The organism is Cupriavidus sp. HE11 (assembly GCF_056097175.1).
This window is the reverse complement of record NZ_CP184464.1, coordinates 3,071,840-3,092,184: the sequence shown is the minus strand read 5'-3', so window position 1 is coordinate 3,092,184 and position 20,345 is coordinate 3,071,840. Positions and strand designations below refer to the sequence as shown.

19 protein-coding genes are annotated in these 20,345 nt (G+C 66.0%); 5 read left to right on the top strand and 14 right to left on the bottom strand.

Annotated elements, in window-relative coordinates; genetic code table 11:
* The first annotated feature begins 74 nt into the window (after positions 1-74).
* The gene (locus ACOABP_RS14350; protein ID WP_474225714.1) at positions 75-1,142 is read left to right on the top strand and encodes an NAD(P)/FAD-dependent oxidoreductase; all 1,068 of its coding nucleotides are present in this window, start codon (positions 75-77) and stop codon (positions 1,140-1,142) included.
* 16 nt (positions 1,143-1,158) lie between these two features.
* Here the strand turns inward: ACOABP_RS14350 and ACOABP_RS14345 are convergent, their stop codons facing one another.
* Positions 1,159-2,052 carry an alpha/beta fold hydrolase gene (locus ACOABP_RS14345; RefSeq protein ID WP_474225713.1) on the bottom strand — a complete coding sequence of 298 codons (894 nt, stop codon included), beginning with the start codon at positions 2,050-2,052 and terminating at the stop codon, positions 1,159-1,161.
* Between the two features lie 145 nt (positions 2,053-2,197).
* Here ACOABP_RS14345 and ACOABP_RS14340 point away from each other — a divergent pair, with 145 nt between their 5' ends.
* Positions 2,198-3,943 carry an acetate--CoA ligase gene (locus ACOABP_RS14340; protein WP_474225712.1) on the top strand — a complete coding sequence of 582 codons (1,746 nt, stop codon included), beginning with the start codon at positions 2,198-2,200 and terminating at the stop codon, positions 3,941-3,943.
* On the opposite strand, the gene ACOABP_RS14335 is transcribed toward ACOABP_RS14340, so the two are convergent.
* Positions 3,940-4,824, bottom strand: coding sequence for a ferritin-like domain-containing protein (locus ACOABP_RS14335; RefSeq protein ID WP_474225711.1), 885 nt, complete (start codon positions 4,822-4,824; stop codon positions 3,940-3,942). The genes ACOABP_RS14340 and ACOABP_RS14335 overlap by 4 nt on opposite strands.
* Before the next feature lie 131 nt (positions 4,825-4,955).
* Here ACOABP_RS14335 and ACOABP_RS14330 point away from each other — a divergent pair, with 131 nt between their 5' ends.
* From ACOABP_RS14330 to ACOABP_RS14320, 3 genes are all read left to right on the top strand, one after another.
* Entirely contained in the window at positions 4,956-5,480 is a 525-nt protein-coding gene (locus tag ACOABP_RS14330; protein WP_066738778.1) for a gamma carbonic anhydrase family protein, read from the top strand.
* Positions 5,481-5,528: 48 nt separating this feature from the next.
* A complete protein-coding gene (gene hslO / locus ACOABP_RS14325) occupies positions 5,529-6,533 on the top strand; it encodes an Hsp33 family molecular chaperone HslO (protein ID WP_474225709.1) in 1,005 nt (334 codons plus the stop codon).
* A 131-nt stretch (positions 6,534-6,664) separates the two neighbouring features.
* Entirely contained in the window at positions 6,665-7,075 is a 411-nt protein-coding gene (locus tag ACOABP_RS14320; RefSeq protein ID WP_474225707.1) for a hypothetical protein, read from the top strand.
* Positions 7,076-7,152: 77 nt separating this feature from the next.
* On the opposite strand, the gene ftsB is transcribed toward ACOABP_RS14320, so the two are convergent.
* From ftsB to edd, 12 genes are all read right to left on the bottom strand, one after another.
* Positions 7,153-7,494 carry a cell division protein FtsB gene (gene ftsB, locus ACOABP_RS14315; RefSeq protein WP_066738781.1) on the bottom strand — a complete coding sequence of 114 codons (342 nt, stop codon included), beginning with the start codon at positions 7,492-7,494 and terminating at the stop codon, positions 7,153-7,155.
* Between the two features lie 239 nt (positions 7,495-7,733).
* Positions 7,734-9,023 (bottom strand): phosphopyruvate hydratase, encoded by a 1,290-nt coding sequence (gene eno, locus ACOABP_RS14310; protein WP_066738783.1) that lies wholly within the window; start codon positions 9,021-9,023, stop codon positions 7,734-7,736.
* Between the two features lie 63 nt (positions 9,024-9,086).
* A complete protein-coding gene (locus tag ACOABP_RS14305) occupies positions 9,087-9,377 on the bottom strand; it encodes a DUF1330 domain-containing protein (protein WP_066738785.1) in 291 nt (96 codons plus the stop codon).
* Positions 9,378-9,509: 132 nt separating this feature from the next.
* Positions 9,510-10,379: a 3-deoxy-8-phosphooctulonate synthase gene (gene kdsA, locus ACOABP_RS14300; RefSeq protein ID WP_066738786.1), complete on the bottom strand. Its 870-nt coding sequence runs from the start codon at positions 10,377-10,379 to the stop codon at positions 9,510-9,512.
* Positions 10,380-10,404: 25 nt separating this feature from the next.
* Positions 10,405-12,057, bottom strand: a complete 1,653-nt coding sequence (locus ACOABP_RS14295; RefSeq protein ID WP_066738788.1) for a CTP synthase — start codon at positions 12,055-12,057, stop codon at positions 10,405-10,407.
* Between the two features lie 136 nt (positions 12,058-12,193).
* Positions 12,194-13,015, bottom strand: coding sequence for an alpha/beta fold hydrolase (locus ACOABP_RS14290; protein ID WP_474225705.1), 822 nt, complete (start codon positions 13,013-13,015; stop codon positions 12,194-12,196).
* A gap of 99 nt (positions 13,016-13,114) precedes the next feature.
* Positions 13,115-13,918, bottom strand: coding sequence for a proteasome-type protease (locus ACOABP_RS14285; protein WP_066738792.1), 804 nt, complete (start codon positions 13,916-13,918; stop codon positions 13,115-13,117).
* A gap of 101 nt (positions 13,919-14,019) precedes the next feature.
* On the bottom strand, positions 14,020-14,850 hold the full coding sequence (locus ACOABP_RS14280) for a transglutaminase family protein (protein ID WP_474225704.1): 831 nt from the start codon (positions 14,848-14,850) through the stop codon (positions 14,020-14,022).
* Positions 14,851-14,932: 82 nt separating this feature from the next.
* The gene (locus tag ACOABP_RS14275) at positions 14,933-15,886 is read right to left on the bottom strand and encodes an alpha-E domain-containing protein (RefSeq protein ID WP_066738794.1); all 954 of its coding nucleotides are present in this window, start codon (positions 15,884-15,886) and stop codon (positions 14,933-14,935) included.
* A 33-nt stretch (positions 15,887-15,919) separates the two neighbouring features.
* On the bottom strand, positions 15,920-17,395 hold the full coding sequence (locus ACOABP_RS14270; protein WP_066738796.1) for a circularly permuted type 2 ATP-grasp protein: 1,476 nt from the start codon (positions 17,393-17,395) through the stop codon (positions 15,920-15,922).
* Between the two features lie 241 nt (positions 17,396-17,636).
* The gene (locus tag ACOABP_RS14265; RefSeq protein WP_474225703.1) at positions 17,637-18,161 is read right to left on the bottom strand and encodes a gluconokinase; all 525 of its coding nucleotides are present in this window, start codon (positions 18,159-18,161) and stop codon (positions 17,637-17,639) included.
* A gap of 165 nt (positions 18,162-18,326) precedes the next feature.
* Positions 18,327-20,243, bottom strand: coding sequence for a phosphogluconate dehydratase (gene edd / locus ACOABP_RS14260; RefSeq protein WP_474225702.1), 1,917 nt, complete (start codon positions 20,241-20,243; stop codon positions 18,327-18,329).
* Positions 20,244-20,345: the final 102 nt, after the last annotated feature.

Below are 20,345 nucleotides of genomic sequence, written 5' to 3'. Positions count from 1 at the left end.
GTGGCGTGCCCGGATTGCCGCGGCACGCAAGGTATGATGGGGCCTGTCCAGACCGCTTTTTTCCGCTTCCAGCCATGTCCACCAAGCCCGCCTCCCCGACCCCGGAAACCATCCAGACCGACGTGCTGATCGTCGGCGCCGGCCCGGTGGGCCTGTTCGCCGCGTTCCAGGCAGGCGTGCTGGGCCTCAAATGCGAACTGATCGACGTGCTGGACCGCGCCGGCGGCCAATGCACCGAGCTTTATCCCGAAAAGCCGATCTACGACATTCCGGCCGTGCCAGGCTGCCTGGCGCAGGAACTGGTGGATCGACTGCTCGAACAGTGCGCACCGTTCGCGTTTCCGATGCACTTCAGCCAGCGCGCGCAGTCGGTCAGCGACACCGACGGCGCCGACGGCCACCCGCGTCTGCTGATCACCACGGATGGCGGCAAGCGTTTCGATGTGGCGGCCGTGCTGATCTGCGCCGGTGCCGGGGCCTTCGCCCCGCAGCGCGTGTCGCTGCCCGAGGCTGCGCCGCTGGAAGACCGGCACGTCCACTATGCCGTACGCGACGTGTCGCGCTTTGCCGGCAAGCGCGTGATCGTCGCTGGCGGCGGCGATTCGGCGCTGGACTGGGCGCTGGCCCTGCGCAAGGTGGCGGCACGCGTGACGCTGCTGCACCGGCGCGAAGGCTTTCGCGCCGCCGATCACTCGGTGGCCGCCATGCGCGCGGCCGTCGAGGCAGGCGAGATGGATTTCGTGGTCGGCATGCTCGGCAGCCTACAAACCGATGACACCGGCGCCCTCACCCACGCCGGCATCAAGACGCGCGACGGCGACCGCACCGTGGAAGCCGACGAACTTGTCGCGCTGTACGGCCTGGTGTCCGAACCGGGGCCGATCGCCCAGTGGGACCTCGACATGCACGCGGGCCGCATCCATATCGAGAACACCACCACCTACGAAACGTCGCGCCGCGGCATCTTTGCGGCTGGCGACATCGCCGTTTATCCAAACAAGCAGAAGCTGATCCTGTCGGGCTTCCACGAGGCCGCACTGGCCCTGCGCAAGGCATATCACTATGCCTTCCCCGACAAGGCGCTGGTGCATATGCACACCAGCAACAACCCCGCGCTGAAGGAAAAGCTCACGCACGCGTAGCCGGTATACGCTTCGCTCAGACCAGGAAATCCTCGATCAGCCTGGCCACCACCTGCGGCTGGTCGTGGTGGAGCATGTGCCCGGCGTCGTCGACGAATACCTCGCGGAAATCGGGAAACGCACGGAAGCGCTCCTTGAATTCCTCGACGGTCTGCTTGTGCGCGAGGTGCTTCAGCGTGGCCGAATCGCGCGCTTCCACGTGCAGCACCGGCGCCGCCACCTTTTCCCAGATCGCCATGATCTCGTCGATGCGGTACAGCGTCGGGTTGGTCATCTTGTGCGCGGCATCCCCAAGGATTTCCCAACGACCGGCCTCGTTGCGGCGCGACCAGTGCGCGGCCAGGAACGCGGCGCGATCGTCGGGCAGGCGCGGATTGGTCTTCTGCAGCCGCGCGGCCACGGCGGCCTCGCTGTCGTAGGTCTTCAGCTCGGGCGGCGTGCGCAGTTCGTCAAGCCAGCGCGCCAGCCGGGATGGCGCCTGGTCCGGCCGCGTGCGCGTCAGGCCGAATCCCTCCAGGTCCACCACGCGCCGTACGCGCTCCGGCCGCACACCCGCGTAGATGCACACCGCGTTGGCGCCCATGCTGTGGCCCACCAGGTCCACCTGCCCGTCGGGCTGGTAGTGGTCGAGCAGCGCTTCCAGGTCGGCCACATAGTCGGGAAACCAGTACGAGCGCGTGCCCGGGTATTGCGTCGGGTAATCGGTCTCGCCAAAGCCGCGCCAGTCCATGGCGATCACATGCCAGTCGCGCTGAAACGCATCGACCAGGAACTGGAACGACGCCGCCACATCCATCCAGCCATGCAGCATGAACAGCTTGGGCGCGCCGGGTTGTCCCCAGTGGCGTACGTGCGTGCGCAGGCCACGCAGCGTGATAAATTCGGAACGCGAAGTTTCCGTGATGGTCATGGTGTCACCCTCTGTGCCCGGGTCTTCTGATGCGCGCGCAGCCCATGGCCGCGCGGCAGCCCGGATAAAAATAGAACGATCGTTCGCTTGTCGGATTATAGCCAAACGGCTAGTCGAAGCGAGCAAGAACATTGGAGACATTGGCATGACCGCCTTGCCGGCCACGCGCCGTGACGACTATCACGCGCTACATGAATCGTTCCACTGGAACGTCCCGGAGTTCTTCAACCTGGCCGAGGTCTGCTGCGGCCGCTGGGCCCGCGACCCGGCCACGGCAAGCCGCATCGCCGTGCACACCGAGCATGAGGATGGCCGGCGCGCGTCGTACACCTATGCGCATATCCAGGCCGAAGCCAACCGGCTGTCGCGTGCGCTGCGCGAGCTGGGCGTACAGCGCGGCGACCGCGTAGCCATCGTGATGCCCCAGCGTATCGAGACGGTGATCGCCGGCATGGCCGTCTACCAGCTTGGCGCGATTGCCATGCCGCTGTCGATGTTGTTCGGCCCCGAGGCGCTTTCCTACCGGATCGACCACAGCGAAACCCACGTGGCGATTGCCGACGAAACCTCGATCGACAACCTGCTGGCCGCCCGCCCGGAATGCCCGACGCTGAAGACCATCATCGGCGCCGGTCAGGCCACTGGCCGCGGCGACCTGGACTGGGACGCCCTGCTGGCCGCGCAACTGCCCGATTTCACCGCAGAACAGACCAAGGCCGACGAGGCCGCGGTGCTGATCTACACCAGCGGCACCACCGGGCCGCCCAAGGGCGCGCTGATTCCGCACCGTGCGCTGATCGGCAACCTGACCGGCTTTGTCTGCTCGCAGAACTGGTATCCGCAGGACGACGACGTGTTCTGGAGCCCCGCCGACTGGGCCTGGACCGGCGGCCTGTGGGACGCGCTGATGCCGGCGCTGTATTTCGGCCGTCCGATCGTCGGCTACCAGGGCCGCTTTTCGGCCGAACGCGCCTTCGAACTGCTGGAACGCTACGGCGTGACCAATACGTTCCTGTTCCCGACCGCGCTCAAGCAGATGATGAAGGCCTGCCCGGAGCCATCGGAAAAGTACGATCTGAAACTGCGCGCCATCATGAGCGCGGGCGAGGCCGTGGGCGAGACGGTGTTCACGTGGTGTCGCGACGCACTGGGCGTGATCGTCAACGAGATGTTCGGCCAGACCGAGATCAACTACATCGTCGGCAACTGCACGGCGCAGTACGACGACGATCACCTGGGCTGGCCGGCGCGTCCGGGATCGATGGGCCGCCCCTACCCCGGCCACCGCGTGGCCGTGATCGACGATGACGGCCGCCCGTGCGCGCCCGGGGAGGATGGCGAGGTCGCCGTCTGCGCCACCGATATCCACGGCCACCCCGATCCGGTGTTCTTCCTGGGCTACTGGAAGAACGAGGCCGCCACGGCTGGCAAGTATTCGGAATCCGACGGCCTGCGCTGGTGCCGCACCGGCGACCTGGCCCGCGTCGATGCCGATGGCTATCTCTGGTATCAGGGCCGGGCCGACGACGTGTTCAAGTCGTCGGGCTATCGCATCGGGCCGAGCGAGATCGAGAACTGCCTGCTCAAGCATCCGGCGGTGTCCAACTGCGCCGTCGTGCCATCGCCGGACCCCGAGCGCGGGGCCATCGTCAAGGCGTTTATCGTGCTGACGCCTGCCGTGGCGCGTTCGTTCGACAACGATGCGGCGCTGGTGGCCGAGCTGCAGCAGCATGTGCGCGGCCAGCTGGCGCCGTACGAATACCCGAAGGCCATCGAGTTCATCGACCAGTTGCCGATGACGACCACGGGCAAGATCCAGCGCCGGGTGCTGCGGCTGATGGAGCAGGAACGGGCGCAGCCACAGCAGCAGGCCGGAAATCCGACCAACTAGCCCGCCGAGGCCTCCAGCCAGGCCAGTTCATCCTCGTCGAATCCGGCCGCGCGCCGGGCGTCGAGGTTGAACGGGCCGCGCAGCTTCGGCGCCTTGTACTGCTCGGCCAGTTGCGCATAGGTGGCCACGGGTTCCAGTCCGCGCTGCGTGCAGAGCCAGCGGTACCAGTGGTTGCCGATGGCGACATGGCCCACTTCGTCACGCAGGATGATGTCGATAATCGCGGCGGCCGCTTCGTCGCCGGCATCGGCCAGCTTGGCGCGCACCGGCGGCGAGGCATCCAGCCCGCGCGCTTCCAGCGTGCGCGGCACCAGCGCCATGCGCGCCAGCACGTCGACCGCCGTCTTGTCGGTCATCTCCCACAGGCTGTTGTGCGCCGGAAAATCGCCATAGGCGGCGCCCAGCGTCTGCAGGTGATCGGCCAGCAACGTGAAGTGATAGGCCTCTTCGTCGGCCACGCGCAGCCAGTCGCGGTAATAGTCGGCGGGCATGCCGGAAAAGCGCCAGACGGCGTCGAGCGCGAGGTTGATCGCGTTGAATTCGATATGGCACAGCGCGTGGATCATGTTGGCGCGGCCGGCCGTGGTGTGAATCGACCGGCGCCGCTCCACGCGCATCGGCGGCACCAGTTCGGGGCGCGCAGGCCGGCCCGGCACCGCGTCGGGCGCCGCCACAAGGCTTTCATCGGGATCGACTACGGTATCGACACCTGCCAGCAGCGCGGCATACAGGGCCCGGGCTGCCGCAGCCTTGGCCCGGGCATCGGTCATGCATAGCACGTCCAGCGCACGCCGGCGGGCGGAGGCGGAGCCGGCAGTTGCCCCGGGCGTGGGCGCGACAAGTGGCGTGGGCGCGATGTCGGCGGGTGCGATCACTGGCATAGGCGTAAAATTCGGGAAGCCGCTATTGTAGAGCCCCCGCCCGCCCGAGGCTTGTCCTGGGCGGCCGCGTTCAGCGGGCCCTTTTAATCCGCGCGGCCATCCCCAATTACGCACATTCAGCAGGAGACCCCATGGCGCTTTACCAGCTCGGCGATACCGCCCCGAAAATTCACGAAGATGCCTACGTGGCGGCGGAAGCCACCATTATTGGCAACGTGACGCTCAAGGCGCGTGCCAGTGCCTGGCCGGGGGTGGTGATTCGCGGCGACAACGAGCCGATCGTGGTAGGCGAAGACACCAACATCCAGGAGGGCTCGGTGCTGCACACCGATCCGGGCCGTCCGCTGACACTGGGCGACAAGGTGTCCGTGGGCCACCAGGCCATGCTGCATGGCTGCACCGTCGGCGAAGGCTCGCTGATCGGCATCCAGGCCGTGGTGCTCAATGGTGCCGTGATCGGCAAGGAATGCCTGGTCGGCGCCGGCGCCGTGATCACCGAGAACAAGGTGTTCCCGGACCGGTCGCTGATCCTGGGTGCGCCCGCCAAGGTGGTGCGCGAGCTGACCGACGCCGACGTGGCCAACCTCTATCGCAACGCCGAGACGTATGCGAAGCGGCAGGCCGTATACAAGACCGAACTCAAGCGCATCGGCTGACAGCGTCCTGACGCCGCCGATTCGCCGACTTAACCGCCAGACAGAACCGTGACCGCTTCCTCGAATCCCGATACGCTTCAGAAATTCCTGTTCGATGCTGCCCCCGTGCGTGGCGAACTGGTCCGCATCGAATCCACCTGGCAAGAGGTGCTGAACCGCCATGCCTACCCGGAGCCTGTGCGGCGCGTGCTGGGCGAGATGGTCGCGGCCGCGGCGCTGCTGTCGGCCAACCTCAAGTTCAACGGCGCGCTGGTCATGCAGGTACACGGCGACGGGCCCGTGCGCATGCTGGTGGTGGAATGCCTGTCCGACCTGTCGATGCGCGCCACGGCCAAGATCGCCGAAGGCGCCGAGATTGCCGACGACGCCACGCTGAAGCAGCTCGTGAACGTGCATGGCAAGGGCCGCTTCGCCATCACGCTCGACCCGCAGGACAAGCTGCCGGGCCAGCAGGCCTACCAGGGCATCGTGCCGCTGGCCGACGAACACGGCCCGCTGGCTACCATGACCGAGGTCCTCGAACACTACATGCAGGCTTCCGAGCAGCTCGACACCCGCCTGTGGCTGGCGTCGAACGACCAGGTAGCAGCCGGCATGCTGCTGCAGAAGCTGCCGTCGTACGGCGGCACGGCCGGCGCGCAGGTTGGCGAAACCGGCGCCGCGCTGACCGAGGAAGGCCAGGGCCAGGACCTGGACACCTGGGATCGCGCCTGCCAGCTTGGCGCCACGCTGAAGGAAGACGAACTGCTGGCCGAATCGCCGGAAACGCTGCTGCGCCGACTGTTCTGGGAAGAACTGGAGAATGCCGGCCTGCGCGTGTTCGAGCCGATGACGCCGCACTTCCAGTGCTCGTGCTCGCGCGAAAAAGTGGCGAATATGTTGCATACGCTAGGCCGGGACGAAATCGAAGGCATCATCGCCGAGCGTGGCGAGGTGGAAATCCACTGCGATTTCTGCGGCCAGCGCTATGCATTCGACCCTGTGGATGCGGCCCAGCTATTCACCGCACCGGTCGCCACCGGTGCCGGCGAGGGCGCAAATCAGCAGCATTGAGGTACCGCCTGCCCCTTTTTGGAAGATCAGGGGCAGGAACGATGCCAGTCCGCCAACCGTGCGGAACCACACACACGGGTGGTCGGGTCCAATGGCATGCTTGTTTTTCAGCCGTCCGAACGGAGTCCGATATGACAGCGACCATTCGTTCCAGATCGACCCCTGCCCTGGCTTGCACACTGGCCAGCGTTCTGGCAATCGGCGGCCTGATCGCCGGCTGCGCAGCGCCGGTGCCGCGCAGCCCCGAGGGTGTACCGGCCACGGCACGGCTGCCGGACAACGCCATTCCTCCCGCCCCGCTTAGCGACGCCGAACGCCAGAAGCTGGGCGCACTGAACCAGCAGATCCTCCACGAACAGGCCACGGTGATGGCCAACCAGCAGTCGGCGGCGGCATGGAGCCGCGCGTCGTACTACCCGAACACGAGCGTCAACATGTTCTACAACGGCTGGGGTGGCGGTGGTGGCGGCTGGGGAGCCGGCGTAGGCTTCGGGTTCCCGGGCTACGGCTACGGTGGCTATCCTTACGGCGGCTGGTGGTAACGGACCGCCCGGAAACGATACCGGCCGCGTTGCGCGGCCGGACCTGATACCTCTTGATGACGCCTGCTGGACGACGGCTAGTGACCGCCTCGTCCGGCAACGGAATTGGCTGGCGGCGGCAGTGGCGGCGTGGCGCTGACCTTCGGGGCCGGGGCCACGAACTGGACGAACACCTCGTCGTCCTTGACCATGCCCAGCTCGTAGCGGGCGCGTTCCTCGATGGCACCGGTGCCATCCTGCAGATCCTTCACTTCGCCTTCCAGCTTGGCGTTGCGCAGCTTCAGCGCCTGGTTGTGCGTCACCTGCTCTCCCACCTGGCGGTTCAGATCCCAGACACGCAGCCAGCCGCCCTTGCCCAGCCAAAGCGGGTACTGAACGGCCAGCAACAGCACGAACAACAGCAGGGAAATCAGGCGCATCGGGGCAAAAGGCGCAATGGAATAAAGACAGGGTCGGAGGTTTCCGATGGGCACCAATGATCCATCATGCGGCCGCAGATTGCAAAACAAAAGACGCTACAAAGCGCAACAACGGTGCGTCTGGCACCAGGTATCGGCACAATCGCCACACCAGACAGCAAAAAACGCCGCCCCGGCGAGCCGGACGCGGCGTTTTTTTCGGCTTGCCGGCGGCACGGGCCGCCCGCAGGCTCAGGGCATCAGCGCAGGTTGTAGAACGCGCTCTTGCCCGGGTACGTGGCGATATCGCCCAGATCTTCCTCGATGCGGATCAGCTGGTTGTACTTGGCGATACGATCCGAACGCGACAGCGAGCCGGTCTTGATCTGACCAGCGTTGGTGCCCACGGCGATGTCGGCGATCGTGCTGTCCTCGGTCTCACCCGAACGGTGCGAGATCACGGCGGTGTAGCCGGCGCGCTTGGCCATCTCGATGGCGGCGAACGTCTCGGTCAGCGTACCAATCTGGTTGATCTTGATCAGGATCGAGTTGCCGATGCCGCGCTCGATGCCTTCCTTCAGGATCTTGGTGTTGGTCACGAACAGGTCGTCACCCACCAGCTGCACGCGCTTGCCGAGCTTCTCGGTCAGCGTCTTCCAGCCTTCCCAGTCGCCTTCGGCCATGCCGTCCTCGATCGACACGATCGGGAACTTGTCGCACAGGTTGGCCAGGTAGTCGGCGAATTGCGTCGACGTCAGCTTCAGGCCTTCGCCTTCGAGCGCGTAGACGTCCTCTGCCTCGTGGTAGAACTCGCTGGCGGCGCAGTCCAGCGCCAGCAGCACGTCCTCGCCCATCTTGTAGCCGGCCTTCTCGACCGCCTGCACGATGGTGTTCAGGCATTCCTCGTTCGACGAGAAGTTCGGGGCGAAACCGCCCTCGTCGCCCACGGCCGTCGACATGCCCTTGTCGGCCAGGATCTTCTTCAGTGCGTGGAACACTTCGGCGCCGCAACGCAGGGCTTCACGGAAGCTGGTCTGCGACACGGGCATGATCATGAATTCCTGGATGTCCAGGCTGTTGTTGGCGTGCGCGCCACCGTTGACGATGTTCATCATCGGCACCGGCATCTGCATCGCACCCGAACCGCCGAAATAGCGGTACAGCGGCAGGCCAGCCTCTTCGGCAGCGGCCTTGGCCACGGCCATCGACACGGCCAGCATGGCGTTGGCGCCCAGGCGGCCCTTGTTCTCGGTGCCGTCCAGTTCGATCAGCGTGCGGTCCAGGAACGCCTGCTCGGAAGCGTCCAGGCCCATGATGGCTTCGGAGATTTCGGTGTTGATGTGCTCGACGGCCTTCAGCACGCCCTTGCCCAGGTAGCGCGACTTGTCGCCGTCACGCAGTTCGATGGCTTCGCGCGAGCCGGTCGATGCACCCGACGGCACGGCGGCACGGCCCATCACGCCGGATTCCAGCAGCACGTCGCACTCGACCGTGGGATTGCCGCGCGAGTCCAGCACCTCGCGACCGATGATATCTACGATTGCACTCATATTTCCTCTCAGGACTGTTGAATCTTCGTGAATCTTCTACGTGCCAGATGACGGGTGGAAGTCTCAGACACCTTCCACGACGATCATGTTCATCTTTGCGGCATGCTCGCGGGATTGGCGGGCCGCCAGGTATTCCTCGCTGGCGTAAAAGGCCTTCGCGGCCTCGTAGCTCGGGAATTTAAGCACCACCACGCGCGTCGGCGCCCATTGCCCCTCGAGCGGCTCGGTCTTGCCGCCCCGCACCAGCACTTCCGCGCCGTGGGCCTGCATGGCCCGCGAGGAAAGCACCTTGTACTGCTCGTACTGCTGGGGATCCGTCACGTCGACGTACGCGATGATAAGGCCGGCGGCCATACGCTATCTCCGAATCTTTTGTATTGTCTTTCGATACCAGTGCGTCAAGGTTGATTTAGCCTCACCGGAATTGACACAGCTGGAAGCGACACCGCCCGCGACAGGCGCGGGCGGCGGGTACTGCGGGCTGGATCAGGCGCAGGCCGGCCAGCCGAAGTTGTCTTCGAGGAAGCCGGCGCGCTTGACCAGGGTATCCAGGTCTTTCAGCACGGCCAGCAGTTCCTTCATTCGCGACAGCGGCACCGCGTTCGGGCCGTCGGACATGGCCTTGCTCGGGTCTGGATGGGTTTCCATGAACAGGCCCGCCACGCCGGTCGCCACCGCGGCACGCGACAGCACCGGCACGAACTCGCGCTGGCCGCCCGAGCTGGTGCCCTGGCCGCCCGGCAACTGCACCGAGTGGGTGGCATCGAACACCACCGGGGCACCGGTCTCGCGCATGATCGCCAGCGAGCGCATGTCCGACACCAGGTTGTTGTAGCCGAAGGAGACGCCACGTTCGCAGGCCATGAACACGTCATCGGGCAGACCGGCCTCGCGGGCCGCATCACGCGCCTTGTCGATCACGTTTTTCATGTCGTGCGGCGCCAGGAACTGGCCCTTCTTGATGTTCACCGGGCGTCCGCTCTGGGCGCACGCACGGATGAAATCGGTCTGGCGGCACAGGAAAGCCGGCGTCTGCAGCACGTCCACCACGGCGGCGACGGGCTTGATCTCGTCGATTTCGTGGATGTCCGTCAGCACGGGCACGCCGATTTCGCGCTTCACGGTGGCCAGGATCTCCAGACCCTTTTCCATGCCGAGACCACGGAACGACTTGCCCGACGACCGGTTGGCCTTGTCGAACGACGACTTGTAGATGAACGGAATGCCCAGTTCGCCGGTGATCTGCTTGAGCTCGCCGGCGGTGTCCAGCGCCATCTGTTCGGACTCGATGACACATGGGCCGGCGATCAGGAAGAACGGCTTGTCGAGGCCGACGTCGAATCCACACAGTTTCATGGCTTGTCTCCTTCGTCGCGGCGCGTCAGGCGCCCTTGCGCTGCTGCGAAGCCAGCGCGGCTTCCACGTAGGCCTTGAACAGCGGGTGGCCGTCACGCGGGGTCGACGTGAATTCCGGGTGGAACTGCACGCCCACGAACCACGGGTGCATCGACTCGGGCAGCTCCATCATTTCCGGCAGGTTTTCGGTCGGCGTACGGGCCGAGATCACCATGCCGGCCTTTTCGAGCTGGGGCACGTAGTGATTGTTGACCTCGTAGCGATGGCGGTGACGCTCGTTGACTTCGGCGCCATAGATCTGCGCAGCCTTGGTGCCAGCCTGGATGGGCACGCGTTGCGCGCCCAGGCGCATCGTGCCGCCCAGGTCGGATTCGGCCGAACGCTGTTCCACCTTGCCCTCGCGATCGAGCCATTCGGTGATCAGTGCCACCACCGGGTGCTCGGTCTCGAGGTTGAATTCGGTCGAGTTGGCGTCTTTCATGCCTGCCACGTCGCGGGCGAACTCGATCACGGCCAGCTGCATGCCCAGGCAGATGCCCAGGTACGGCACCTTGTTCTCGCGGGCGTACTGGATCGCGCGGATCTTGCCTTCCGTACCGCGCTTGCCGAAACCGCCCGGCACCAGGATGGCGTCCAGCGGCTGCAGCACTTCGAGGTGACCCGATTCCAGTTCCTCGGAATCGATGTACTCGATATTGACGCGCGTGGCGGTGTGCATGCCGGCGTGGCGCAGTGCCTCGATCAGCGACTTGTACGACTCGGTCAGGTCGACATACTTGCCGACCATGCCGATCGTGATCTCGTGCTGCGGGTTTTCCTGCGCGTTGACCAGCTTCTGCCACATCGACAGGTCGGCCGGCTTCGGATCCAGGCGCAGTTCCTCGCAGATCAGGCGGTCCAGGCCCTGCTCGTTGAGCATCTGCGGGATCTTGTAGATGCTGTCGGCATCCCACACCGAAATCACGGCGTCCTGCGGAATATTGGCGAACAGCGAAATCTTGGCGCGCTCGTCGTCCGGGATCGGACGGTCGGCGCGGCACAGCAGCGCGGTCGGCGAAATACCGATCTCACGCAGCTTCTGCACCGAGTGCTGGGTCGGCTTGGTCTTCAGCTCGCCGGCGCTGGCGATGAACGGCACCAGCGTGAGGTGAACGAATGCACAGTGGTTGCGGCCCATGCGCAGGCTCATCTGGCGGGCGGCTTCCAGGAACGGCAGCGATTCGATATCGCCCACCGTACCGCCGATTTCCACCAGTGCCACGTCGGCCTTGCCGTCGTGCGAGGCGGCCGCGCCACGTTCCACGAATGCCTGGATCTCGTTGGTGATATGCGGAATCACCTGCACGGTCTTGCCGAGGTACTCGCCGCGGCGCTCCTTGCGGATCACCGACTCATAGATCTGGCCAGTCGTGAAGTTGTTCGACTTGCGCATCTTGGCCGACACGAAGCGCTCGTAGTGACCCAGATCAAGGTCAGTTTCGGCGCCATCCTCGGTCACGAACACCTCGCCATGCTGGAAAGGGCTCATCGTGCCGGGGTCGACATTGATGTAGGGATCGAGCTTGAGGAGGGTGACTTTGAGGCCGCGCGACTCGAGAATAGCCGCGAGCGAAGCAGCAGCGATGCCCTTGCCGAGAGAAGAGACGACGCCACCGGTGACGAAGACGAATTTGGTCATAAACCGAGCTTGCCGGGGAAATCGGGATTATACATGAGAGCCCGTCCGCCGCCGACCCGGATTTTGTGACATCACTGTGTTCGCGCGCCCTGCCCCGCCCCTGCGGCGCATGCGCCGCTCCACGGCGAACCAGTTGTCAGTGACCGCTCTCGCGCATCTGGCCGATCAGCTCGCGCACGGTGCCGGCGGTCTCCAGCGGGCGCTCCATCGGATAAAGGTGCCCGCCTTCCATGAAGCGCAGGCGGTCGCCCACGAGCTTGCGCGTGGCGCCCAGCCCCACCTGCCTGACCTCGCGCGACTTCGTGCCGGCGATAAACCCCACCGGCACCGGCGCGCCATGCGCCACGCGCCGGCCCAGGCTGGTGGGCAGCGTGCGATAGATGCGGTATTCCACGTCGCGATCGAAACGCAGGCGCCGCTCGGCGGCGCGACCGGTCGGCTCGGTGCCGTGCTCGGCGTAGTCGCGCAGCACATCGGGGTCCCACACCTGGAAATTGCGCTTGGCCTGGAAATGGGTCCAGACCGATTCGGTGTCGGGCCAGTGCGTGCGGCGGTTCTTGGTCACGGCGGCCGGGCTGGGTTTCTCGTCCAGGCCCAGCACCTGCGAGGCGCGCAGCAGCGACGCCCGCCACCCGGCGATGATCGGCGAATCGAGCATCACCACGCCGCGCACGCGCTGCGGCTCGCGCAGCGCGGCCATCAGCGACAGGAAGCCCCCCAGCGAGTGGCCGACCAGCCAGACCTTGCGGTCATCCGCACCCTCGCGGCGGGCCCGTTCAATTTCGCGTAGTAGTTCGTCCACCAGATTGGGCCATTCGCGCGTGACCGGATACCTGGGATCGTGGCCGTAGCGTTCGACGGCGCGGATCTCGAACGCATCGTCCAGCGCACCGAACAGCTTGCGGTACGTGGAGACGGGAAATCCGTTGGCGTGGGAGAACAGCAGGATGTCGCGCATGAGACAAATGCAATGGGAATGTGGCAGTCGCCGCAAAGTGTACTGCGGCACCCCGCCGTTCGACGCCCACCCCGGCGCGAATGGGGTAGACGTTTCCCTCTACCGCTCGCGGCGTGCCCGCACGGGCTGGCCCCAGCGGTCTGCCTCGTCGCGTGCCAGCGGAAACTCCGCCGGCTGGCCAGCATCCCATTCGGGATTGCATATCTCGCCGAACACCTGGCGCAGACGCTGGCCCCAGGTGTCCCGGATCATGCGGAAGTAGGCGTTCTTCTCGTCGATGTTGACGAAGCGCGTCACGCGCAGCGAATCGGCTTCGTACACCAGCAGGTCCAGCGGCAGGCCTACCGAGATATTCGACTTGAGCGTCGAATCCATCGAGATCAGTGCGCACTTGGCAGCCTCGCCCAGCGGCAGCGACGGCGACACCACGCGGTCGACGATCGGCTTGCCGTACTTGGCCTCGCCAATCTGGAAGTAGCAGTTCTCGGGCGACGCCTCGACGAAATTGCCAGCCGCATAGATATTGAACAGCCGCGTGCGCTCGCCGCGGATCTGGCCGCCGAAGATCATGCTGACATTGAAGTCGATGCCGGCCTCGCGCAGCGCGTGGGCATCGCGCTTGTGCACGGCGCGCACGGCGTCGCCGACGATCGTGGCGGCTTCGAACATGTCGCGGGCCGTCCACAGCGACCGCTTCTCGTCGCGCGCCTCGGCCAGCAGTTGCCGCACCGACTGGCTGATCGCCAGGTTGCCGGCCGTCATCAGCACCAGCACGCGATCGCCCGGCTCTTCGAAGACCGTCATCTTGCGCGCGGTGGAAATCGCATCCACCCCGGCATTGGTTCGGGAATCGGACAGGAATACCAGACCGGCATCCAGTCGCATCGCTACGCAGTACGTCATGAACAGGTGTCTTTTTTGGGGGGCGCCGCTGGAGAGGCGGCAAATTTGCATTCTAGCCGCTCGGCAAAACGCTACGCCGTTTGAATGGCCGGACCGGCCGCTCAGGCAGCGGCCGTAATCGCAATATCGACGTCGAGCGTTTCGCCGGCACCGCCCTCCAGGATGCCCCGGATTGGTGCGGCGGAGGCGTAGTCACGCCCCACGGCGAGCCGCACATGGCGTGCGTCTGTCACACAGCGGTGCGTCACGTCGATACTGCACCAGAGGCCTCGGCCGGCGTCCAGGCAGACATCGGCCCAGGCATGGCTGGCGAGCGCCGTGGCGGCCGGATCATAGAAGTAGCCACTGACATAGCGAGCCGGGATGCCCAGCGCGCGGCAGGCGGCCACCATCACCTGCGCCTGGTCCTGGCATACGCCGCTGCCCAGCTGGAAAGCCTGCGCGGCCGACGTGCCGACATTGGTCGTATTGGCCTTGTAGCGCACACGGTCGGCAATGCCACCCGCCAGGGCCAGCAATGCCGACAGGTCGTGGCCGGCCGCCACATAGGGCGCCGCAAACGCCTGCATGCCGTGCGGGGCCTGCGTAAGCGGCGTAGTCGACACAAAATACAGCGGCGACACGCGTGACTCGCCCGAATCTGGCTGATCGACGAAAGCGTGGTGGCCGCCATGTTGGCCCGCACCGCCCTGCACTTCCACCTCGCCGGTAGCGGTAATGGCGATGGTGCGGGCCGGGCCGGCCATGGTGAAGTTGTGGACGATATTGCCGAAGCCGTCGCGCGCCTCGGTCAGGTTGCCCGGCGCCGAAAGTTGCCAGTCCTGCACCGACTGCAGCGGCCCCGAGCGCGGGGCCAGCCGCAGTTCATGCACGCTGCGGCGCACCGGTTCGGTGTATTGGTAGACGGTCTTGTGGTGGATCCTGTATTTCACGATGCGTATCGCGCGCCCGGCACGGCACCTGCCGGTGCTTCACTGGCCCGATGCATGACGCATCGGGCACATGCAAGACGATTCAGGCGGCCTGCAACGGCACGAGGAAATCCCGGCTGATGCCATTGCCGAGATCGCCGATGCGCTCCAGGAAGCTGGTCAGGTACGCGTGCAGCCCGACGGCAAAGATATCGTCGATGCGCGCGTATTTGAGGTCGGCGTGGAGTTTACCAGCCTGGCGCTCGGTCTCCGACGATTGCTGGTTGGAAACCAGCGCCAGGATCGCCACCACTTCGTCCATGCTCGACACCAGCGAGCGCGGCATGTCCGGCCGCAGGACCAACAGCTCGGCCACGCGCTGCGGCGTGATCACGGCGCGGTAGATCTTGCGGTAAACCTCGAAGCCCGACACCGACCGCAGCACGGCTGCCCAGTGGTAGAAGTCGTTCTGCTCGCGGTTCGGATCGCTGTCGTCGCGGCCCGACGCCTGGAACTTGACGTCCAGGATCCGCGCCGTGTTGTCGGCGCGCTCCAGGAACGTGCCCAGGCGCATGAAGTGGAACGCGTCGTCCTTGAGCATCGTGCCGAACTGCACGCCGCGCGCCAGGTGCGAACGGAACTTGACCCATTCGAAGAAGCGCGACGGGTCATCGCGCAGTTCGCCATCGGCGATCATGCGCTGCACGTCCAGCCACGTGGTGTTGATTGTCTCCCAGACCTCGGTCGTCAGCGACCCCCGCACCGCCCTCGCATTCTCGCGCGCCGCACGCAGGCAGCTCATGATCGACGACGGGTTGGTCATGTCGCGCACCATGAAATCGATCACGTCGTCACGGTGCAGCAGGCCGTACTTGTGGTCGTAGGCCTGAGTCAGTTCGGAGATATCGAGCATCGCCCACCAGCCCTGCTCGGCCACTTCGGCCGACTGCGGCAGCAGCGAGGTCTGGTAGTTGACGTCGAGCATGCGCGCGGTGTTTTCCGCACGCTCGGTGTAGCGGGCCATCCAGAACAGGTGGTCGGCGGTACGGCTCAGCATGATGGGGTCTCCCGGCGATCAGTGTGTTCGGCTTCAGCGTTCCAGCACCCAGGTGTCCTTGGTGCCGCCGCCCTGCGAGGAATTCACCACCAGCGACCCCTCGCGCAGCGCCACGCGGGTCAGGCCGCCCGGCACCATGCGCACTTCCTTGCCCGACAGCACGAACGGCCGCAGGTCGATATGGCGCGGCGCGATGCCCGATTCCACATAGGTCGGGCACGTGGACAGCGCCAGCGTAGGCTGGGCGATGTACTGCTCGGGCCGGGCCTTGACCACCTCGCGGAACTGGTCGATTTCGGCCTTCGTCGCCGCCGGGCCCACCAGCATGCCGTAGCCGCCGGCGCCGTGGGTTTCCTTGACCACCAGGTCGGCCATATGGTCGAGCACGTATTGCAGGTCGTCCGGCCGCCGGCACATGTAGGTGGGCACGTTCGACAGGATGGCCTCTTCGCCCAGGTAGAAGCGGATCATGTCCGGCACATACGGATAGATCGACTTGTCGTCGGCCACGCCGGTGCCGATGGCATTGGAGATCGTCACGTTGCCGGCGCGATAGACCGACAGCAGCCCGGCCGCGCCCAGCGTCGAATCTGGCCGGAACACAAGCGGATCGAGAAAGTCGTCGTCCACGCGGCGGTAGATCACGTCGATGCGCTGCGGCCCCTGCGTGGTACGCATGTAGAGGTGGTCGTCTTCCACGAACAGGTCGCTGCCTTCCACCAGTTCCACGCCCATCTGCTGGGCCAGGAACGCATGCTCGAAGTAGGCCGAGTTGTACATGCCCGGCGTGAGCACCACCACGGTGGGATCGGCAATGTTCTGCGGCGACACGCTGCGCAGCATGTCGAGCAGCAGGTCGGGATAGTGCGCCACCGGCGCCACGCGGTTGCGCGCGAACAGGTCGGGGAACAACCGCATCATCATCTTGCGGTTTTCCAGCATGTACGACACGCCCGACGGCACACGCAGATTGTCTTCCAGCACGTAGAACTCGCCCTGGCCGGCGCGCACCACATCGATGCCGGCCACATGCGCGTAGATGTCGCGCGGCACGTCGATGCCGAGCATCTCGGGCCGGTACTGGGCGTTGTTGTAGATCTGGTCAGGCGGGATCACACCGGCGCGGATAATGTCCTGCCCGTGATAGATGTCGTGGATGAAGCGGTTCAGCGCCGCCACCCGCTGCCGCAGGCCGCGCTCCAGCGTGGCCCATTCACTGGCCGGGAACACGCGCGGGATCACGTCGAACGGGATGGTCCGCTCGGTGCCGCTGTTGGACTCGTCCTTGTCGCCGTAGACGGCGAAGGTGATGCCCACGCGCCGGAAGATCAGGTCCGCCTCCGCGCGCTTGTTGTCCATCGTCGCCGCGGACTGCCGCCCCAGCCAGTCCGCAAAACTCCGGTAGTGGGACCGGACCGCCCCTGGCGGCAACACCTGTCCGGCCTCGACGGCCGTTACCGTGCCGTCCTCTCGCCCTTCCAGCATCTCGTCGAAAAACCGCGCCGCCATGATGGCCGCTCCTTCGTGGAAATGGGCGCCTGCCGCGGTCCGTGCCGCGTGACTGCTCTTCGGCCTTGCTGCACGGCACTTCCGCCGGCCGCCCGTTTATCGATGCCTCGTCGAGTCGACTCTTCCAGCATATCCGCACCGGCAAATCCCGCAAGGGGTTGCATGTACAAGACATGCGCCGGTACGCAACACGGTTTAGCAAGATGCTTGCCAGCCACGCCAGGCCGGCCATGGTGCAAGGTCAGTGCGCGGTCTTTGCCTGGCCCGCGCAGGAGGCGGATTCCGGCGGACACTTGGCCAGGATGTCCTGGACCAGGACTTCGGGCGCGCGGCGGATATCCAGCACCAGCGCGTCCTGCGGCTCTTCCAGCGTCTCGAACTGGCTCTGCAGCAGCGCCGGATTGAAGAAGTGGTCCGAACGGGCCGACAGCCGGCCGCCGATCGTGGCGGCGTCGCCCTTCATGAACACGAACGTCACGCCGCCATCGGGCGGGGTCAGGCGGTCGCGATAGGTCTGGCGCAGCGCCGAACAGGTGAATACGTGGGTGCGACCCTCGGCGCGGGCGGCATCGATCGCCGCGCGCATGGCCGCCAGCCAGGGCCAGCGGTCTTCGTCGGTCAGCGGCACGCCGGCGTGCATCTTGGCCTTGTTGGCCTCGCTGTGAAAGGTGTCGGCATCATGAAAGCCGCAGTGCAGTTGCTGTGCCAGCAACTGACCCACGGTGGTCTTGCCGCTGCCGGAAACGCCCATCAGGATATAGATCATGTCTGCTCCATCGAACATGGTGTCGGGTGGTATTGCCACCCTTGTCGGTAGCCGCCGACCACGCACTGGCGTGGCCCGGCGGTGCCCCGGCGCGCCAGCGCCACGGGGAATACGGAATGTCTGAAAGATTGGCCGGAGCGGGTCGGTGCCTGCCCGGACGTCCGGCTATTGTGCGACGGCGGACGCGGTTTTGACAGCCGCGCCAGGCGTGCCCGACGGCGCGGCATCGGCCTCGGACAGGTCGAGCGCGCTGCCGCCCTCCTCGGCAATGCGGGCATGGCGCCGGAACAGCCCGAACAGGCCACGGCCCATGCTGAAGTTCGCGAAATCGTCTGCCGGTGCCGGTGCCGGCGTGCGCGCGGCGAAATCGGCCTGCACGCCAGCGTCGCCGACCAGCTCGAGCCAACCGGCCAGTGCATCGACGCGAATGACGTCGCCGTCCCGCACACGGGCCAGCGCGCCGCCCACAAGTGCCTCGGGACCCACATGGATTACGGCCGGCACCTTGCCCGACGCGCCCGACATGCGGCCATCGGTAACCAGCGCCACCTTGTGGCCGGCGTCTTGCAGCGCGCCCAGCGCCGGGGTCAGCCGATGCAGTTCGGGCATGCCGTTGGCATTCGGGCCCTGGAAGCGCACCACTGCCACCACGTCGCGATTGAGTTCGTCGGCCTCGAATGCGGCCTGCAGCGCCTCCTGCGAATCGAACACGCGCGCCGGGGCTTCCACGACGCGGTGCTCGCCGGCCACGGCGGACACCTTGATCACGCCACGCCCCAGGTTGCCCGCCATCAGCCGCAAGCCGCCCTCTGCCGAGAAAGGTGCCGATGCTGGCGCCAGCACGGCCGTATCGCCGCTGGCGGTCGGGCCATCGCGCCAGCGCAGCGCGCCATCGGTCATCACCGGCTCTTCGGTATAGCGCGCCAGCCCACGGCCCACCACGGTATTCACATCCTCATGCAGCAGGCCGGCTTCCAGCAGCTGGCCGATCACATAGGCCACCCCGCCCGCCGCGTGAAAATGGTTCACGTCGGCCGAGCCGTTCGGATAGACACGCGCCAGCAGCGGCGTCACGGCCGACAGGCGGTCGAAGTCGTTCCAGTCGATCAGGATGCCGGCGGCACGCGCCATCGCCACCAGGTGGATCGTGTGATTGGTCGAACCGCCCGTAGCCAGCAGGCCAACCATGGCATTGACGACGGCCCGCTCGTCGACGATCTGCGCCAGCGGCGTGTATTCGCGGCCGCGCGCGATCAGCGCCAGCGCGCGCTGCGCCGCCGCCGTGGTCAGCGCATCGCGCAGGCCGCTGTCCGGATGCACGAACGCCGCGCCCGGCATGTGCAGGCCCATGATTTCCATCAGGAACTGGTTGCTGTTGGCCGTGCCGTAGAACGTGCAGGTGCCGGCGCCATGGTAGGCCGCGCATTCGGCTTCGAGCAGTGCGTCGCGCCCGACCTGCCCCGTGGCGTAAAGCTGGCGCACGCGCGCCTTTTCCTTGTTCGACAGCCCCGTGGCCATCGGGCCGGCCGGCACGAACACTACCGGCAGGTGGCCGAACTGCAGCGCGCCCATCAGCAGGCCCGGCACGATCTTGTCGCAGACGCCCAGCATCAGCGCGGCGTCGAACGTGTTGTGCGACAGCGCCACGGCGGTGCTCATGGCGATGGCATCGCGCGAGAACAGCGACAGTTCCATGCCCGCATTGCCCTGCGTGATGCCATCACACATCGCCGGCACGCCGCCCGCCACTTGCGCCACGGCCCCGACGGCACGCGCGGCTTCGCGGATCACGGCCGGATAACGCTCGTACGGCTGGTGCGCCGACAGCATGTCGTTGTACGCGGTGACAATGCCCAGGTTCGGCGCATGTTCCACGCGCAGCTTGAGCTTGTCGTCGGCGGGCAGCGCCGCGTAGCCGTGGGCCAGGTTGGCGCACGACATGCCGCGCAGCGGGCCCAGGTCCTGCTGGGCACGCTCGCAGCGCGCCAGGTAGGCGGCGCGGCTGGCGCGGCTGCGTTCGACGATGCGGTCAGTGACGGCCGATACTTCGGCACGGACGTGGCCCTTGGCGGCTTGGGTCATGGCGGAATGGATCCTCGTGGGGCGATCCGGACAACCGCGCGACAGGTCAGAACACGTCGCAATAGGCCACCGAATCTGTAGATTTTCTACATTATAGCCACG

Coding starts and splice junctions, on each gene's coding strand:
- ACOABP_RS14350 (WP_474225714.1), top strand. CDS start 75: ATGTCCACCAAGCCCGCCTCCCCGACCCCGGAAACCATCCAGACCGAC.
- ACOABP_RS14345 (WP_474225713.1), bottom strand. CDS start 2,052: ATGACCATCACGGAAACTTCGCGTTCCGAATTTATCACGCTGCGTGGC.
- ACOABP_RS14340 (WP_474225712.1), top strand. CDS start 2,198: ATGACCGCCTTGCCGGCCACGCGCCGTGACGACTATCACGCGCTACAT.
- ACOABP_RS14335 (WP_474225711.1), bottom strand. CDS start 4,824: ATGCCAGTGATCGCACCCGCCGACATCGCGCCCACGCCACTTGTCGCG.
- ACOABP_RS14330 (WP_066738778.1), top strand. CDS start 4,956: ATGGCGCTTTACCAGCTCGGCGATACCGCCCCGAAAATTCACGAAGAT.
- ACOABP_RS14320 (WP_474225707.1), top strand. CDS start 6,665: ATGACAGCGACCATTCGTTCCAGATCGACCCCTGCCCTGGCTTGCACA.
- ftsB (WP_066738781.1), bottom strand. CDS start 7,494: ATGCGCCTGATTTCCCTGCTGTTGTTCGTGCTGTTGCTGGCCGTTCAG.
- eno (WP_066738783.1), bottom strand. CDS start 9,023: ATGAGTGCAATCGTAGATATCATCGGTCGCGAGGTGCTGGACTCGCGC.
- ACOABP_RS14305 (WP_066738785.1), bottom strand. CDS start 9,377: ATGGCCGCCGGCCTTATCATCGCGTACGTCGACGTGACGGATCCCCAG.
- kdsA (WP_066738786.1), bottom strand. CDS start 10,379: ATGAAACTGTGTGGATTCGACGTCGGCCTCGACAAGCCGTTCTTCCTG.
- ACOABP_RS14295 (WP_066738788.1), bottom strand. CDS start 12,057: ATGACCAAATTCGTCTTCGTCACCGGTGGCGTCGTCTCTTCTCTCGGC.
- ACOABP_RS14290 (WP_474225705.1), bottom strand. CDS start 13,015: ATGCGCGACATCCTGCTGTTCTCCCACGCCAACGGATTTCCCGTCTCC.
- ACOABP_RS14285 (WP_066738792.1), bottom strand. CDS start 13,918: ATGACGTACTGCGTAGCGATGCGACTGGATGCCGGTCTGGTATTCCTG.
- ACOABP_RS14275 (WP_066738794.1), bottom strand. CDS start 15,886: ATGCTGAGCCGTACCGCCGACCACCTGTTCTGGATGGCCCGCTACACC.
- ACOABP_RS14270 (WP_066738796.1), bottom strand. CDS start 17,395: ATGGCGGCGCGGTTTTTCGACGAGATGCTGGAAGGGCGAGAGGACGGC.
- ACOABP_RS14265 (WP_474225703.1), bottom strand. CDS start 18,161: ATGATCTATATCCTGATGGGCGTTTCCGGCAGCGGCAAGACCACCGTG.
- edd (WP_474225702.1), bottom strand. CDS start 20,243: ATGACCCAAGCCGCCAAGGGCCACGTCCGTGCCGAAGTATCGGCCGTC.